The sequence below is a fragment of the Dyella kyungheensis genome (genome assembly GCF_049913195.1).
Lineage (GTDB): Bacteria > Pseudomonadota > Gammaproteobacteria > Xanthomonadales > Rhodanobacteraceae > Dyella > Dyella kyungheensis.
This window is the reverse complement of the sequence record NZ_CP183983.1, coordinates 1-15,951: the sequence shown is the minus strand read 5'-3', so window position 1 is coordinate 15,951 and position 15,951 is coordinate 1. Positions and strand designations below refer to the sequence as shown.

The window sequence follows — 15,951 nt, the reverse complement described above, 5'->3', positions numbered from 1 at the left end:
TCGAACAGTGGGTGGGTCGCATCGGGGTGACGAGCTACTGTGGGAGCGCACTTGTGCGCGACAAGCCGACGAAGCGACACATCCCAGCGTGACTGTCGCGCCCAAGGGCGCTCCCACAAGGAAAGCGCAAGGATGAATTCAGCGCGCTGACAACAAGCGATGCGCAGCAGGCGACGTTCAGCGCATCGCAGCTGGATGACCAGCCTTCGGCCGCTGAAAAGCGCTTCCGGCCTGTGCCGGTATGACGAGCAAAAGAAATTCAGGCCGTTGTCTGCCGGCGCACAAGCGCACTCAACAATGCCCTCAGCGCCGCCGGCCTGACCGGCTTATGCAAGATCGGATACCCCAACACGCGCGCCCGCTGCTTCAACTCACTGCTGCCGTCCGCGGTAATCATAGCAATCGGCGGCAATTCGCCCAGCACACTGCGCAACGCTTCCAGCGCCTGCAGGCCATCCATATCATCGGTGAGATGGTAATCGGCAAGGATCAAGTCCACGCCACCGCGCCGCAACTCCTGCTCCGCCTGCGCCACATCGATGGCCGTGCGGCAATCCACACCCCAGCGCCGCAGCAACGCGCACATGCCGTCGAGGATCGCCGTGTCGTTGTCCAGGCACAACACCGTGAGCGGCAACTGTTCGTTCGACACCGGATGGACATTTGCACGGCGCCTCGGTACGGCGCTCTCCGCGCGCGGCACGCGTATCGCGAAACGGCTTCCCTTGGCCTCGCGCGAAACCAGCTCCAGCTTGTGATTGAGGATCCCGGCAATGCGCTCGCAGATCGAGAGGCCGAGGCCTAATCCCTTCTCGCCCCAGGGTGACGGTCGATCCAGCCGCTGGAATTCGCCGAAGATGCGTGCGCGTTGTTCCGCGGCGATGCCGGGCCCCGTATCCCACACTTCGAGGCGAACCTCGTCGCCCATCCGGCGTGCACCGAGCAGCACGCCACCCTCGCGGGTGTAGCGAAGTGCGTTGGAAATGAAGTTCTGCAGCACGCGGCGCAGCAACTGCGGATCGCTGCGCACGGCGAGTTTCGTGGGCACCACGCGCAACCGTAATCCGCGCTGTTGCGCGATCACGGCAAACTGCGCCATCAGCGATTCGAACAAGTCCGACAGTGCGACATTGCTGATGTCGGCGCGGTAGCTGCCGGCATCGAGGCGCGACGTATCCAGCAACGCATCGAGCAGGTCTTCCGCCGCGCGGAACGACGCATCGATACGTTCCGCCAGCAGGCTTGCTTCACCATCGAGCCCGGGATGTTGACGCAACGCCGCCGTGAACAAGCGCGCCGCATTCAAGGGCTGCAGCAAGTCGTGGCTTGCTGCAGCCAGGAAGCGTGTCTTTGACGCATTGGCCATTTCCGCTTCGCGACGTGCGTGCGCGGCAGAGTTGAGCGCTTCGCTCAATTCCGACGTGCGCTGGTCGACGCGCTGCTCCAGGTTCTCGTTCGCTTCGATCAGCGCCTGCTCGGCATTCTTGTACGCCGTCACGTCGGTATAGGTGGTCACGTAGCCGCCACCCGGCAGCGCGCGGCCACGCATTTCGATCACCGAGCCGTCGGGGCGGATGCGTTGGAATACATGCGGCGAACCGGCATGCATGTGCGCGATGCGCTTGGTCACGTGTGCCTCGACTTCACCGGGCCCGAGTTCGCCATGATCCGCATTCCAGCGGATCAGGTCCGCCACGGGCACGCCGACATAGACCATGCCGTCCGGATAATCGAACAACTCCAGGTAGCGGCGATTCCACGCCACCAGGCGCATGTTGGCATCGACCACGCTGATGCCTTGCGACACGTTCTCCAGCGTCGTCGACAGCAGTTCGCGATTGAAGCGCAGCTCCTGCGAGGCCTCGTCCATCAACGCCATGGCTTCGGCGATGTCCAGGCCCGAGCCGGACAGCGCACCCATCAGGATGCGGCGCGCACTGGCGGCGCCCACAGCCGAGGCGAGCAAGCGTTCGGTGTACTGGATCAGCGCGCGATCGGCCGCTTCGGTCGGTTGCAGCGGTTTGCCGCGACGCTCGGCATAGTCCTCGAACGCGCGCTGGCTGCTGCGTTCGCCCACGATGCGTTCGGCAATGGTGCGAAGGTCCGCCACCGCAACGCGACCGCGCCAGTCGCCGGCACCGCGGCTGTCGATCGCATAGGGATCGATGAACATCGCCGCGTGCAGGCGCTCTTCCAGGTTGGGACGAAAGCGCAACGAGACGAAGATGAGGCACGACACATTCACCAGCAGCGACCAGAACGTGCCGTGCATCACCGGGTCCCAACCGCTCAGGTGGAACAGCGCTTGCGGCTGCAGCCAGCTCAGCTGCATCGGGCCGGTGTCCAGCCAGTCGGCCGTGCGGTTCATGCCTGGCAGCAACATGGTATAGGCCCACACCAGGAAGCCCGCGGCCAGACCCGTGGCAACACCCTTGCGGCTGGCACCTCGCCAGTACAGCGCGGCTACGATGCCCGGCGCAAACTGCGCCACCGCGGCGAAGGCGAGCAAACCCGTGGCTGCCAGGTTGGTGCTGTCCGCCGCCACCCGATAGTAGACGTAGGCCATCGCGGCGAGCGCTATGATGGCGATGCGTCTTACGAGCAGCACCAGCTGCGAGAGGTCCGCGCGTTGTTCGAGCTTGAACGCGTGGATGCGCAAGAGCATCGGCATCACGATGTCATTGCTGATCATCGTGGACAGCGCCACGCAGGCCACGATCACCATGCCGGTCGCAGCGGAAAAACCGCCGATGAAGGCGAGCAGGGCCATGCCGCGATCGCCGTATGCCATCGGCAGCGTAAGTACCCAAGCGTCCTTGTTGCCGCCCTGCAGTTGCGGCAGGTGCAAGCCCGCGGCCACGATGGGCAGCACGGCGAGGCTCACGATCACCATGTAGATCGGGAACAACCAGCGCGCACGCGACACATCGGCCGGGTCTTCGCATTCCACCACGCCGATCTGGAATTGGCGCGGCAGGCAGAACATCGCGCAGAACGCGAGCAGGGTCTGCGCGAGGAAGCCGGGCGAGACGCCTTCGGTCAGTTCATTGACCGGCAATTGCGCGGTCACGGCGAGACCGGGGCCGCGCCACAGCGCGTAACCCGCCAACACGATGAATACCACGAGCTTGATCAGCGACTCCACCGCGATGGCGAGCATCATGCCGTGATGATGCTCGGTCGCATCGATGGTGCGCGTGCCGAACAGGATCGAGAACGTCGCCAGCAGGATGGCGCACCACAATGCGCTATCGCTGAACTGCGAGGTGCCGGGCGGCGACGGGCTGCCGAGCACGGCATACGACATCGCCACGGCCTTGAACTGCAGGGCGAGGTACGGCACCACGGCGATCACCGCGATCACCGCCACCAGCGCAGCCAGTCCGTGCGATTTGCCGAAGCGGGCACCGATGAAGTCGGCGATCGAAGTGATGTTGCGCTGGCGCGCAAGCAGCACCAGCCGGCGCAGCAGGCCGAAGCCGAACACGAACAGCAGGATCGGGCCGAGATAGATCGGCAGATAGCTCAGGCCTTCGCGTGCGGCCGTACCTACTGCACCGTAGAACGTCCACGACGAGCAGTACACGGCAAGCGCAAGGCTATAGACCAGCGGGCGCAGCCGAGGCTGGCGCGGATAGAGCGGCCGGCGATCGCCCGCATAGGCGACGACGAACAGCAGTCCGACGTACAGCAGTGAAACCAGCAGCAGTAGCCATCCGGCAATCAAGCGGTGCCCTCCGACGTGTAGGCATGCCTACGGTGGCCGCGATCGGCGGTGCGCGCCAGTCCACTGCATCCGCCATGCTTGTAAGTATCGCCTCTTGGGCGGCAACATGCGCGGATGATAACGACTGACGGCCAGACGCCGACTGCTTTGGCGGCGGAGCTGGGCGAGGACATCCACGTCTGGCGGCTCGCCTACGACCATCACCAGGGGCGTGCACCGCTGCTCGCCATGCTCGGTGCCTATCTGGGCCTGCCGGCGGATGAAGTGCTGCTGGAGGCGGCCGAGTTCGGCCGTCCCGCCCTGGCGGGCAGCCAGAGTGAAGCGTTTTCGTTCAATTGGTCGCATAGCCACGACCAGGCGTTGATTGCGATCGCGCGCGGCGCGCTGCCCGGAATCGACCTGGAACGGCTGCGTCCGCATCCGAAGGCGATACCTATCGCCCGGCGATATTTCAGTCCGGACGAGACGGCCGCGCTGGAGGCGCTCCCCGCCGACCAGCGCGATCGCGCATTCCTCGAGCTGTGGACCGCCAAGGAAGCCGTGCTGAAGGCGCTGGGACGCGGCCTGGCGTTCGGTCTGCATCGCCTGAGCATTGCCGGGCCGTCCGATCTTCCCGTGCTGCACCGGCTGGAGGGCTACGAAGCCGAGCAATGGCAGCTGCATCGCCTGATCCTGGACGACGCCCACGTCGGCACGCTGGCATGGCAGGGCCTGCCGCGTCGCATACGTCAGTGGACACTTGCCGGTACGGATTGAACGGGGCAATGTGTTCAACCCGCCGTCATCGCGGCGCTTTGCTACGCCTTCTCAGCGCGTATTAGCCAATCTATGACCCTGCTTAGCGTCAACGTCAACAAGATCGCCGTGCTGCGCAATTCGCGCGGCGGCAGCGAACCGGACATTCTTCGCGCCGCGCATACCTGCATCGATGCCGGTTGCGGTGGCATCACCGTCCATCCGCGCCCCGATCAGCGGCATATCCGTCCCGACGATGTGCGTGCATTGGCCGCCATCACGCGCGGCCGCGTCGAATACAACATCGAAGGCAACCCGTTTGCCGGTGCGCGCGGCAGTTATCCCGGCCTGATCGAACTGGCGCGTGAGACGAAACCCACGCAGGTGACGCTGGTACCGGATGGCGATGGCCAGATCACCTCCGACCACGGCTTTGACCTGACGCGCGACATCGACACGCTGAAGCCACTGGTGGCCGCCCTGCGCGACATCGGTTGCCGGGTGAGCCTGTTCGTGGATTCCGGTGCGACCGGTTTTGAAGCGGCCGTCGCCATCGGCGTCCAGCGCATCGAGATCTATACCGGTCCCTATGCCCAGGCGTTTGAAGAAGGGCGCGTGCAGGAAGAACTCGAGCGTTGCGCCGATACGGCGCGGCGCGCGCAATACGCCGGCCTGGCGGTCAATGCGGGGCACGACCTGAGCCAGGCGAACCTGGGTACGTTCAAGGCCGCCATTCCGGGACTGGCGGAAGTATCCATCGGGCACGCACTCATCGGCGAGGCCTTGTACGAAGGCATGGCCACCACGGTGCGAAACTACCTGCAGATCCTGCGCTGAGGCCTCGGCGAGGCCTTCGCTTTGCGCATCGCGCGTTTAGCCGTCCATACGGCTAAGCGCCTTTGCCGCGCAAGACGCCTGCACTTCTGGCGGGCACTTTTCCGAAGCCCAAAAAAAGAACCCCCGCACAAGGCGGGGGCTCAAAGGGTAGTGTTACGGTAATGCCTTGCGGTACTACTGAAATTACTGACCTTCGGTAAAGCCGATCTTGGTGAGCCCGTAGCTCTTCGCATCGGACAGCACACGAGCGACATGCTCGTAAGCCACGCCGTCATCCGCGTTGATCTGCACTTCCGGCTGCTTGGCCGGATCGCCCAGACCACCGATCACCGCGAGCTGCGCCTTGAGGCCCAGCTCATCCACCGGCGTATCGTTCCAGTACAGCGCACCGGACTGGTCGATCTTCAGGCGGACGGGTTCCGGCGGATTTTCCGGCTGAACCACGTTCGGATTGGGCTGCGGCAGGTCGATCTTCACTTTATGGGTAAGCATCGGCGCCGTGATCATGAAGATGATCAGCAGCACCAGCATCACGTCGACCAGCGGCGTGACGTTGATGTCAGCCATCGGCCCCTTACCACTTCCAGAACTGAATGCCATGACCCTTACTCCTTGCCGGTCGTCATGAAGCCGACATGCACCATGCCTGCTTCCTTGGCGTCCGCGAGGACCTTCTTCACGATCTTGTATTCCGTGGTCTTGTCCGCGCGGATCTGAAGCTCAGGCTGCGGCGTCAGCGTCGCCTTCACCGCAAACTGGGCTTTCAGTTCCGCCTCGGTAACTTCGACGTCATCGAGATACAGCGTGCCATCAGGCTTCACGGCCAAGTCCATCGGCGTCACCTGCTCGGTATCCGGAACTTTCGGATTAGCAGTCGGCAGATCGACGGTGATTCGATGGGACATCAGCGGCGCGGTGATCATGAAGATGATCAGCAGCACCAGCATTACGTCGACGAGCGGCGTAACGTTGATCTCCGACATCGGGCCGCCGGAATCGCCTCCGGTACTCATTGCCATGGGTCAGATCCTCACTTGCCTTCGACGCGAGCGCCGGTGGCGAAGAAGTCGTGCAGATCGTGCGCAAACTCGTCGAACTGGGCGTACGTCAGACGGTTGGAGCGGTTGAAGAAGTTGTAGGCGAGCACGGCCGGGATAGCGGTGAACAGACCGAAGGCGGTCATGATCAGAGCTTCACCCACCGGACCGGCCACGGCTTCCATCGAAGCATTGCCCGACGCGGAGATCTTGATCAGCGCGTGGTAGATGCCCCACACGGTACCAAGCAGACCGATGAACGGTGCCGACGAACCGACCGTGGCGAGCAGGGTCAGGCCGCCTTCCAGACGCAGGCTCTCGCGAGCCACGGCCTGGCGCAGGGCGCGATCGATGAACTCGGAGCGGCTCAGCGACTCGGCGAGGCGACCACCACCGGCCGAAGCCTGCTGGTGATGCGCGACGGCCGAAGCGGCGTCGAGAGCGATCTTCGAGAACGGTTCGCCCTTGGGCTGGGCTTCGAGTTCGCGAATGGCGTCCTGAGTGGAGCCATTGGCCCAGAAGCCGTTGATGACTTTGTCAGCGCGGCCGCGAACCATGGAGTTGCGGATGGCGTTGGCGACAATGAAGTACCAGGAAGAGAAGGACATCACCACCAGCACCACGAACACGATCCAGCCAAGCGGATCGAAGTTGTGGATAAGGTGATCGAAGCCCATCGACTTCATGGCTTCGGCGTTGGTGGTACCGCCCGCGGGGGCCGGAGAAGTTTGCAGGAACATAACGCTACCCTTGGAAAGTCAAGCGTGAACTGATTGACCGTAACCGAAGTTACAGCTGATTGAGATTGAAATTGACAGGCACGCGGACGAAAGCTTCCACCTTTTGTCCGTTCTTCGTCTGCGGATTGAAGCGCCACTTGCGTGCCGTTTCAATCGCAGCCTGATCCAGCTCGCGATACCCGCTGCTCGCTTCGACCTTGATGTCCTTCGGCGTTCCATCCACCGCGACCAGAATCATCAGCGTGACCGTGCCCTCGTGACGCTGACGGATAGCCTGCGGCGGATACTTGGGCTGGATACGGCTGTTATAGCTGACGTCCTGACTTGCAGTGATATCCGCTGGCGGAGCCGGAGGAGCAGGCGGAGCAGGCGGTTGCGCAGCTACGGCGTTTGCCGAACGCTCTTCCACAGCCGGCGGCGGAGCCGGCGGCGGCGGTGTCGGCGGCGGCTTAACCTGCTGAATGATCTTCGGCGGCGGCTGCTTCGGCGGCTCCGGCGGCGGCGGCGGCGGTGGCGGTGGCGGCGGCGGAGGCTCGATAAAGTTGACCTGGACCGTGCGTTCTTTTTCTTTCTGTACCTGCTTCGGCGGTGCCATGGGCGCCACCAGCAACAGGAACGCGAACGCATGAAGCGCAATGGCTACGGCCAGCGCCCAGGTACGCCTCCAATTGAACGGCCCTTGGCCGGTTGCATCGTTACTTGAGGCCATCTGTCACTATCTGGAGCTAATTGATCGGTGAGACGTGGTCACGAAACCCTGCGGCAAATCGATCCAAACGGATGACATTTGCCACTGGACGGGAACACGGAAGGGTTTCAACGGTACAACAGCACATGGCATTTGTATAGCACTTGTGAAGCATGCAAATGGACGTCTATCTGCTTCGCAAATGCTACACATCACCACTTACTTGCTTACGGTCGGCGACTTCAGCCAAGCCTTGGCTTTTGCTGCAGTTTCAGGGTCCTGCGCCGCTTTCTCCATGGCCGCAGTCGCGCCCTTTTGGTCTTTCAGGCCGATGCACGCCTGGGCGAGCAACAGATAGGCTGTGCCCTTCTTCTGCACGCCCTTGTCGATGCCCTGCTGGATGACGCCCTTGGCCTCGCTGTACTTGTTGTCCTGAATGAGCAACTGACCAGCGCGGATGTTGGCTTCGCCGTCCTTCGCGAGCGGGATGGCTTTCTGGTAGGCCGCCAGCGCGCCCGACATGTTCTCGGACATGATGTTGGCCGCACCGAGCAGCTGGTAGTTCTCAGCCGTCGCGGTGATCACGTTCTTGCCGAAACCTTCCTGAAGCACCGCGAGCGCCTTGGTCGCCGGTTCCTTCTGCTCGCTGCTCTGCTGGCCCGAGATCAGGTACAGCTTGGCGAGGAGGATGTAGTCCTTCTCGGTCTTGAGCTGACCGCCGGCACGCGCCTTCTCCATCAGGGCAATCGCTTCCGGATACTTCTGCGCCTGCATCAGCACGGACACGGCGTTGTTCAGCGCATTCGGATCGTTCGGGTTGGCGGCAAGCTGCTGCTGCGCCACCTGGGCGGCCTGGTCGCCCTGGCCGGACTCGGAGTAGCTGGCCATCAGGATCTGGTTCCAGCCGTCGTTCGGCTTGTCGGTCATCGACTGCGCCTTCTTGATCGCGGCAATCGCTTCCGGGTACTTCTGGAGACGGTAATAGGCGTTGCCTTCGAGACCGTACGATTCGGCGGTTTCCTTCTTCCCTTCCGCACGCCACTTCTCGATGGTGTCGATGCTCTGCTGGTACTGCTCGTCGGCCAGGTAGAACTGGGCGAGCATGTATTCCAGCGAGAAGAAGGTGTCGTTCGGCATCACGCCGTTGTCGAGCGCCTTCTTGAGCAGGTCGATGCCGCCCTTCACGTCGCCGTCGTTGTAATGCACGCTCGCCAGGCCCTGCAGGGCCAGCGCCTGTGCGTACTTGCTCTTGCTGTTGTCGACGATCGGCTGAAGCAGCTGGACCGCCTTTTCCTTGTCCTGGTTGTTGACCGCGTCGAGGCCTTCGTTGATGGCCTTCTGATCCTTCTCGCTGGTCAGGTCGAGCTTCGGTTCCTTGCGCGTCGCATTCGGGTACTGCACTTCCTTCTTGTCTTTGGAAGAGCTATCGCTCGCGATGACCGGGGTGCTCACCACGGCCAGGGCCAGCGCCGATCCGACAAGCAACTTGATCAGGGGAACACGCTTCATGGCAGTCCTCAATGTAGGTTTCACGTAACTAGGACGCGGGGGATCGCTGAGCGTACCCTGACTAGGCGCCAGATAACAAGTCGCAGCGCGACAACAAAGATTGTTAAAAATCAATAAGTTGAACCATACGCCGACGACTGGACATGATTTCGAGGCGCAAGCTCGCTCTCGCCTATGACTTTTAGGCCTGGAAACACGCTATCGGCATCAGCCTTCGCCGACTTTAGCCAATGTACTAATGCATTAGTACACGCTGTGAAAAGAAAAGGCCGAGGCGATGCGAAGACGGCTCGCATCGCCTCGGCCCGGGTCGTCAGACGTCGAGGTTGGCGACCTTCAGTGCATTGGCTTCGATGAAGTCGCGACGCGGTTCCACCGCCTCGCCCATCAGCATGGAGAACATCTGGTCCGCGGCGAAGGCATCCTCGATGCCCACCTGCAGCATGCGGCGGGTTTCCGGGTTCACGGTGGTTTCCCACAGCTGTTCCGGATTCATTTCGCCCAGGCCCTTGAAGCGCTGGATCATGCGGCCCTTCTTGCCCTCTTCCAGCAGCCAGTGGCGCGCATCGGCGAAGCTCAGTACGCCACGCGAACCGTTGCCTCGGCGAACCACCGCGTCGGCCTGCACCAGACCGGCGAGCTGCTGGCTGGCCTGCAGGATCGGGCGGAATTCCGCGCCGCTGAAGAACGGCTGCGGCAACAGCCAGGTGTGGCTGAGGCCATGCTGGTCGCGCACCACTTCGATCGCGGCGGGCTGCTCACCCACCGCCGGGCGCAGGGCCAGGCGGTAGCGAGGCTTGCCCAGGCCGCTGGCAGCGAGGCGCAATTCCACGCCGGCCAGCCAGGCCTGCATGGCGCTGGCATCGTTCCACAGCGCCGGTTCCATCGGGGTGTGCTCGAGCATCGCCCGGAACATGGCGACATCGAAGCGGTGGCCGAGGCGTTCGATCTGGTCGAGCGCCGCCTGGTAGTCGCGCAGCAGCTTCTCCAGGGCTTCGCCGGAGACGCCCGGCGCATCGGCCGAATACTGCAGCTCGGCGCCATCCAGGGCGCTGGAAACCAGGTAGGCGTTGAGGGCCGCGTCGTCCTTCAGATACAGCTCCTGCTTGCCCTGCTTGATCTTGTAGAGCGGCGGCAGGCCGATGTAGATGTGACCGCGCTCGATCAGCTCCGGCATCTGGCGATAGAAGAACGTGAGCAGCAGTGTGCGGATGTGCGAGCCGTCCACGTCCGCGTCGGTCATGATGACGATGCGGTGGTAGCGCAGCTTGTCCGGGTTGTACTCCTCCTTGCCGATGCCCGTGCCGAGCGCGGTGATCAGCGTGCCGACTTCGGCCGAGGCCAGCATCTTGTCGAAGCGGGCCTTCTCCACGTTGAGGATCTTGCCCTTCAACGGCAGCACGGCCTGGGTCTTGCGGTTGCGGCCCTGCTTGGCGGAACCGCCTGCGGAGTCACCCTCGACCAGGAACAGTTCGCACAACGCCGGATCCTTCTCCTGGCAGTCGGCCAGCTTGCCCGGCAGGCCGGCGATATCCAGGGCGCCCTTGCGGCGAGTCATCTCGCGCGCCTTGCGGGCGGCCTCGCGGGCACGCGCGGCATCGACCACCTTGGACGCGATGGCCTTGGCTTCGCTCGGGTGTTCCAGCAGGAATTCGCCCAGCTTTTCGTTGACGGCCTGCTCCACCGCGGTCTTCACCTCGGAGGAAACCAGCTTGTCCTTGGTCTGCGAGGAGAACTTCGGGTCAGGCACCTTCACCGAGAGCACGGCGATCAGGCCTTCGCGCATGTCGTCGCCGGACAGCGCGACCTTGGCGTTCTTGGCCAGTCCTTCCTTCTCGATGTAACCCTGCAGCGAGCGCGTCAGCGCGGCGCGGAAGCCCGTAAGGTGGGTGCCGCCGTCGCGCTGCGGGATGTTGTTGGTGAAGCAGAACATCGTCTCCTGGTAGGAGTCGGTCCACTGCATCGCCAATTCCACCGAGATCCCGTCCTGCTGGGCGCTGAGGCTGATCACGTTCGGGTGCAGCGCGGTCTTGAGCTGGGCCAGGTGCTGCACGAACGAACGGATACCCCCCTCATAGGCGAAACGATCGCTGCGCCCTTCGCCACGCTCATCCTTCAGGTCGATGGTGACGCCCGAATTGAGGAACGCCAGCTCACGCAGGCGCTTGGCCAGGATGTCGTAATGGAACTCGACATTGGTGAACGTGCCGGTGCTGGGCAGGAAGCGCACGGTGGTGCCGGTCTTGCTGGAATCGCCGACCGGCTTGATCGGGTACAGCGGCTCGCCATGGGCGTATTCCTGCTGGTACTCCTTGCCCTCGCGGTAGATGGTCAGCCACAAGTGCGAGCTGAGCGCATTCACCACGGACACGCCCACGCCGTGCAGGCCGCCGGAAACCTTGTAGGAATTGGCGTCGAACTTGCCGCCCGCGTGCAGCACGGTCATCACCACTTCCGCGGTGGACCGGCCTTCTTCCGGGTGGGTATCGACGGGGATGCCACGGCCGTTGTCTGTAACGCTGACCGAGCCATCATCGAGGATCGTGACCGTCACATGGTCGCAGTAGCCGGCGAGGGCTTCGTCGATCGAGTTGTCGACGACTTCGAACACCATGTGATGCAGGCCGGTGCCGTCATCGGTATCGCCGATGTACATGCCGGGGCGCTTGCGCACCGCTTCCAGACCTTTCAGAACCTTGATGTTGCTCGAATCGTAGGATGCGTTCATTCGTCGACCGTTTCCTGGGCGCCTTTTCCCGCCCGGACGGCGCCTAGAGGCCGGGCTGGGGACACAATCGGGTGATTATAGCAGGGGGCTGATACTTCCCTGTTCCACGTGGAACACTTGCGCTGGACCGGCCTGGAGCGCTTCAGGAACCTCGGTTCCGGTGACAAAGACCTGCGCACCAGCTGACCTCAGCTGCTCGACCACGGCGGCCTGGTGAGGCCGGTCGAGCTCGGAAGCCAGATCGTCCAGGCAGACAATCGGCCATTCGCCCCGCCTCTCGGCGTAAAGGGCGGCTTGCGCCAGTACACACCCCAGAGCCGTCAACTTTTCCTGCCCTCGCGACAAATGTTCGCGTTGTGGCGCGTGTTCGAAGGCGATCTGCCAATCCGCCCGGTGCGAACCCATCGTCGTGTGGCCCCGAGCCAGGTCTCTGGGGCGCTGACTGGCCAGAAGCTCCCCCAAGTCGGCGTCATCCGCCCAACCCCGGCGGTACTTCATCTCCACGGCCCCCAGCTCGGGCAGCAAACCCGCCATCGCCTGTTCTATATGGGGTCGAAGGGTTGCCAAGTACAGGGCGCGGAGACGATCGATGACGGCTGCCGTCGTATCCAGTTCAGCCTCCCAGGGCAAGAAGAGCGCCTCGGGAACCGTGGATGTCGCCCTTAGGAGCGAGTTTCGCTGCTTGAGGGCGCGCTGGTAGCGCCGCCATGCCCCGATGAACTCATGTTCCACGTGGAACACGCCCCAATCCAGGTAGCGGCGGCGTTCTTCCGCGCCTCCCGCGATCAAGGCATGGGACCCGGGCTCGAAGCAAACGACAGCGCACTCCCCCACCAGCTCACTCAGGCTGACGGATTCGCCATCCATGCGGGCTTCCCAACGAGCGCCCTGGCGACCCAGGCCAAGGCGGCGAACTTGGCCGTCCTCATGCCTCAGCTCGGCAAACACAGACAAAGCGTCGGCACCACGCTGCAACAGGGCGTCCTTGGCCCCGGAACGGAAGGAACGGGCGTGCGACAGCAGGAAGGCAGCCTCGAGAATGCTGGTCTTCCCTGCCCCGTTTGCGCCGGCGAATACGCTGACGCCGGGCTGCAAAGGCACCACCACGTCTTCCAGGCAGCGCAAACCCCGGATGCGCAGGCTTTCCAGCCGCATCTCAGCAAGTCTCCGAAGCAAGAACGCCGGAGCGTCTTTCGACGGCTCCGGCGTTCGCGTTCTGCTTGCCCGTTTCAGGCAAACGAATGATAGCCATCAGAGACGAAGTGGCATGATCACGTGGCGCGCCTGGTCATTGTCGTCTTCCTGCACCAGGCAGCTCGACTGGGCGTCGCGCAGGTTCAAGCGGGCACGCTCGCCGCGCAAGGCCGCCAACGCATCGAGCAGGTAACCAACGTTGAAGCCGACAGCCAGATCGGAAACCACCGTCTCAGCTTCCAGCTCTTCCACGGCCTCTTCCTGCTCCGGGTTGTGGGCCACGATGCGCAGCTTGCCCGGCGACAGTTCCAGCTTCACGCCGCGGTACTTTTCGTTGGAAAGAATCGCCGCGCGCTGCAGGGCTCCACGAAGCACTTCGCGATCGAGCGTGGCGTGCTTGTCGGCACCCAGCGGGATCACCGCTTCGTAATCCGGGAAACGGCCGTCGATCAGCTTGGACGTGAACACCACATCGCCACGGCGAACGCGCAGGTGATTGCGACCGAACTCAAGCTCGACCTCGCCACCGCCTGTCTCGAACAAACCGATCAGCTCGTTCACGCCCTTGCGCGGAATGATGATCTGGCGACGCACGGAAACCTTGCTTTCCAGCTTCGTTTCCTTGAGCGCCAGGCGGTGGCCGTCGGTAGCCACGCAGCGCAGCGTGTGCTCCTGCAGGTCCAGCAACATGCCGTTCAAGTAGTAGCGCACGTCCTGATTGGCCATGGCGAAAGCCGTGCGCTCCATCAGGTCGCGCAGAACTTCTTCCGGTAGCGCTACCCGCTCAACCAGCTCTATTTCATCGATGGTCGGGAATTCGGTCGCCGGCAGCGTAGCCAGGGTGAACCGGCTCCGTCCTGCATTCATGGCCACGCGATCGCCGTTGAGCTTCAACTCGATCTGGGCGCCATCGGGCAGCGCACGAACGATGTCGAACAGCTTGCGCGCAGGAATGGTGATCTCACCGTCGACCAGCTTGTCGGCTGCCGTGGTGGCGATCATTTCCACTTCGAGATCCGTGCCGGTCATCGACACTTTGCCGTCGGCGACCTTTACCAGCAGGTTGGCCAAAACCGGCAGTGTCTGTCGGCGTTCGACGACGCCAACGACCTGCTGCAACGGTTTGAGCAGAGCTTCTCGTTGAATGCTGAATTGCATGTATGCGCTTCCCCAATCCTGCTTTTCTGTTTTTAAAAGAAGTTCTGTAGTGGTGGTAGGGGCCGTGGATAACTCAAAAATCTGAAATTACCCAAGATAATCAGTGATTTAGCTGATTATCACATTGTGTTCCCAAGTGCCGGAAGACTGTGGGCCAATTGTGGATAACTTTCCAGTCCAAATCGTCCACCTATTATCCACAGGTTGCCACCGTACTTTTCAAGCGATCCGTGCACGGCCGCCCCGATCGATCAGCCGGTGAGGATGCGGATGAGCTGTTCCCAATCCTGCCGCATGCGTGTGTCGGTCTCGCAATGCTTCTTGATGGTGCGGCAGGCGTGCAGCACCGTGGTGTGGTCGCGGCCGCCGAACGCCTCGCCGATCTCCGGCAGGCTGTGCTCGGTCAGCTCCTTGGATAGCGCCATCGCAATCTGGCGCGGGCGGGCCAGCGAACGCACGCGACGCTTGGACAGCAGATCCTGCAGGCGCACCTGGTAGTAGTCGGCCACGATCTTCTGGATGTTCGGCACCGTCACCGCTTGCGCGTGGGTGGCGAGCAGGTCGCGCAGGGTCTCTTCGGCAAAGTCGATGGTGATCGGCTTGCCGTAGAAGTTCGCCCGCGCCGCCAACGTGTTGAGCGCGCCTTCGAGGTCGCGCACGTTGGAGCGGATGCGCTTGGCCAGCAGCATCGCCACGTTCTCGCTCACCGCCACGCCCTTGTCGTGGGCTTTGGACAGCAGGATCGCGGCGCGTGTCTCGAAGTCCGGCGGCTCGATCGCCACCGAAAGACCCCAGCCCAGGCGCGATTTCAGGCGCGGCTCGAGCTTGTCCACTTCCTTCGGATAGCGGTCGCAGGTGAGGATGATCTGCTGCTTGGATTCGAACAACGCATTGAAGGTATGGAAGAACTCTTCCTGCGTGGTGTCCTTGCCGGCGAAGAACTGGATGTCGTCGATCAGCAGCGCATCCACCGAGCGGAAGCGGCGCTTGAACTCGTCCATGCTCTTGGTGCGCAGCGCCTCGATCATGGAGCCGACGAACTGCTCCGAGCGCAGGTACAGCACCTTGAAATCGGGGTTGCGCTCGCGCATCAGGTTGCCCGAGGCGTGCATCAAGTGCGTTTTGCCGAGACCGGTGCCGCCGTACAGCAGCAACGGGTTGTAGGCGCGGCCCGGGTTCATGGCCACCTGCATGGCGGCCGCCTTGCCCAGCTGGTTCGACTTGCCTTCGACAAAGGTTTCGAAGGTGTAGTGCGGGTCCAGGTTGTGGTTGAAGGTCGGCGCCGGCGCTTCGATCACCGTGGGCGCCACCTTCACCGGCGCCGGCGCGGCCACCTTGCCGCTCGCCGTGGCGCGCGGCGAACTGGAGCCCACCTCGAGGCGGACCGTCAGCTCATGGCCGGTCAGCTGGCTGATCACCGTTTCGATGCGCGCCAGGTAGCGCTCGCGCACGGTTTCCAGTGTGTACGGATTGGGCGCAAACAACTGCAAACCATGGGTGTCGTCGCGTGCCTGCAGGGGCATCAGCCACGTATGCAGGTCTTCGGCGTTCAATTCGCCCTCGAGGCGCTCGAGACAGCGCCGCCACAGGTCACTCAT

General features: G+C 63.0%; 12 protein-coding genes. 2 read left to right on the top strand and 10 right to left on the bottom strand.

Annotation, left to right across the window (positions count from 1 at the left end; genetic code table 11):
* Window positions 1-259 precede the first annotated feature (259 nt).
* Window positions 260-3,727: a hybrid sensor histidine kinase/response regulator gene (locus ACN9MB_RS00060; protein WP_426270341.1), complete on the bottom strand. Its 3,468-nt coding sequence runs from the start codon at window positions 3,725-3,727 to the stop codon at window positions 260-262.
* Between the two features lie 114 nt (window positions 3,728-3,841).
* Here ACN9MB_RS00060 and ACN9MB_RS00055 point away from each other — a divergent pair, with 114 nt between their 5' ends.
* Window positions 3,842-4,483 (top strand): 4'-phosphopantetheinyl transferase family protein, encoded by a 642-nt coding sequence (locus ACN9MB_RS00055; protein ID WP_426270340.1) that lies wholly within the window; start codon window positions 3,842-3,844, stop codon window positions 4,481-4,483.
* Between the two features lie 72 nt (window positions 4,484-4,555).
* Window positions 4,556-5,299: a pyridoxine 5'-phosphate synthase gene (locus ACN9MB_RS00050; protein WP_204634817.1), complete on the top strand. Its 744-nt coding sequence runs from the start codon at window positions 4,556-4,558 to the stop codon at window positions 5,297-5,299.
* A 183-nt stretch (window positions 5,300-5,482) separates the two neighbouring features.
* Here the strand turns inward: ACN9MB_RS00050 and ACN9MB_RS00045 are convergent, their stop codons facing one another.
* The 9 genes from ACN9MB_RS00045 to dnaA all read right to left on the bottom strand — a co-directional run bounded on the left by ACN9MB_RS00045 (window position 5,483) and on the right by dnaA (window position 15,951).
* Window positions 5,483-5,899, bottom strand: coding sequence for an ExbD/TolR family protein (locus ACN9MB_RS00045; RefSeq protein ID WP_204634816.1), 417 nt, complete (start codon window positions 5,897-5,899; stop codon window positions 5,483-5,485).
* Between the two features lie 5 nt (window positions 5,900-5,904).
* Window positions 5,905-6,318 carry an ExbD/TolR family protein gene (locus ACN9MB_RS00040; RefSeq protein WP_204634815.1) on the bottom strand — a complete coding sequence of 138 codons (414 nt, stop codon included), beginning with the start codon at window positions 6,316-6,318 and terminating at the stop codon, window positions 5,905-5,907.
* An 11-nt stretch (window positions 6,319-6,329) separates the two neighbouring features.
* Window positions 6,330-7,076, bottom strand: a complete 747-nt coding sequence (locus ACN9MB_RS00035) for a MotA/TolQ/ExbB proton channel family protein (protein WP_046972825.1) — start codon at window positions 7,074-7,076, stop codon at window positions 6,330-6,332.
* Between the two features lie 49 nt (window positions 7,077-7,125).
* Window positions 7,126-7,671 (bottom strand): energy transducer TonB, encoded by a 546-nt coding sequence (locus tag ACN9MB_RS00030; RefSeq protein WP_425490766.1) that lies wholly within the window; start codon window positions 7,669-7,671, stop codon window positions 7,126-7,128.
* A 312-nt stretch (window positions 7,672-7,983) separates the two neighbouring features.
* On the bottom strand, window positions 7,984-9,273 hold the full coding sequence (locus tag ACN9MB_RS00025; RefSeq protein ID WP_204634813.1) for a tetratricopeptide repeat protein: 1,290 nt from the start codon (window positions 9,271-9,273) through the stop codon (window positions 7,984-7,986).
* 313 nt (window positions 9,274-9,586) lie between these two features.
* Complete coding sequence (gene gyrB / locus ACN9MB_RS00020) at window positions 9,587-12,001, bottom strand: DNA topoisomerase (ATP-hydrolyzing) subunit B (protein ID WP_204634812.1); 2,415 nt, start codon at window positions 11,999-12,001, stop codon at window positions 9,587-9,589.
* 75 nt (window positions 12,002-12,076) lie between these two features.
* Window positions 12,077-13,156 (bottom strand): DNA replication/repair protein RecF, encoded by a 1,080-nt coding sequence (gene recF, locus ACN9MB_RS00015; RefSeq protein ID WP_426270339.1) that lies wholly within the window; start codon window positions 13,154-13,156, stop codon window positions 12,077-12,079.
* Window positions 13,157-13,252: 96 nt separating this feature from the next.
* Complete coding sequence (dnaN, locus tag ACN9MB_RS00010) at window positions 13,253-14,353, bottom strand: DNA polymerase III subunit beta (protein ID WP_426270338.1); 1,101 nt, start codon at window positions 14,351-14,353, stop codon at window positions 13,253-13,255.
* 251 nt (window positions 14,354-14,604) lie between these two features.
* Window positions 14,605-15,951, bottom strand: coding sequence for a chromosomal replication initiator protein DnaA (dnaA, locus tag ACN9MB_RS00005; RefSeq protein WP_204634809.1), 1,347 nt, complete (start codon window positions 15,949-15,951; stop codon window positions 14,605-14,607).

Bases quoted from the DNA above. Each gene is read 5' to 3' on its own strand.
- ACN9MB_RS00025 (WP_204634813.1), bottom strand. From the start codon at position 9,273: ATGAAGCGTGTTCCCCTGATCAAGTTGCTTGTCGGATCGGCGCTGGCC.
- ACN9MB_RS00030 (WP_425490766.1), bottom strand. From the start codon at position 7,671: ATGGCACCGCCGAAGCAGGTACAGAAAGAAAAAGAACGCACGGTCCAG.
- recF (WP_426270339.1), bottom strand. From the start codon at position 13,156: ATGCGGCTGGAAAGCCTGCGCATCCGGGGTTTGCGCTGCCTGGAAGAC.
- ACN9MB_RS00045 (WP_204634816.1), bottom strand. From the start codon at position 5,899: ATGGCATTCAGTTCTGGAAGTGGTAAGGGGCCGATGGCTGACATCAAC.
- ACN9MB_RS00055 (WP_426270340.1), top strand. From the start codon at position 3,842: ATGATAACGACTGACGGCCAGACGCCGACTGCTTTGGCGGCGGAGCTG.
- ACN9MB_RS00035 (WP_046972825.1), bottom strand. From the start codon at position 7,076: ATGTTCCTGCAAACTTCTCCGGCCCCCGCGGGCGGTACCACCAACGCC.
- gyrB (WP_204634812.1), bottom strand. From the start codon at position 12,001: ATGAACGCATCCTACGATTCGAGCAACATCAAGGTTCTGAAAGGTCTG.
- ACN9MB_RS00040 (WP_204634815.1), bottom strand. From the start codon at position 6,318: ATGGCAATGAGTACCGGAGGCGATTCCGGCGGCCCGATGTCGGAGATC.
- dnaA (WP_204634809.1), bottom strand. From the start codon at position 15,951: ATGAGTGACCTGTGGCGGCGCTGTCTCGAGCGCCTCGAGGGCGAATTG.
- ACN9MB_RS00050 (WP_204634817.1), top strand. From the start codon at position 4,556: ATGACCCTGCTTAGCGTCAACGTCAACAAGATCGCCGTGCTGCGCAAT.
- dnaN (WP_426270338.1), bottom strand. From the start codon at position 14,353: ATGCAATTCAGCATTCAACGAGAAGCTCTGCTCAAACCGTTGCAGCAG.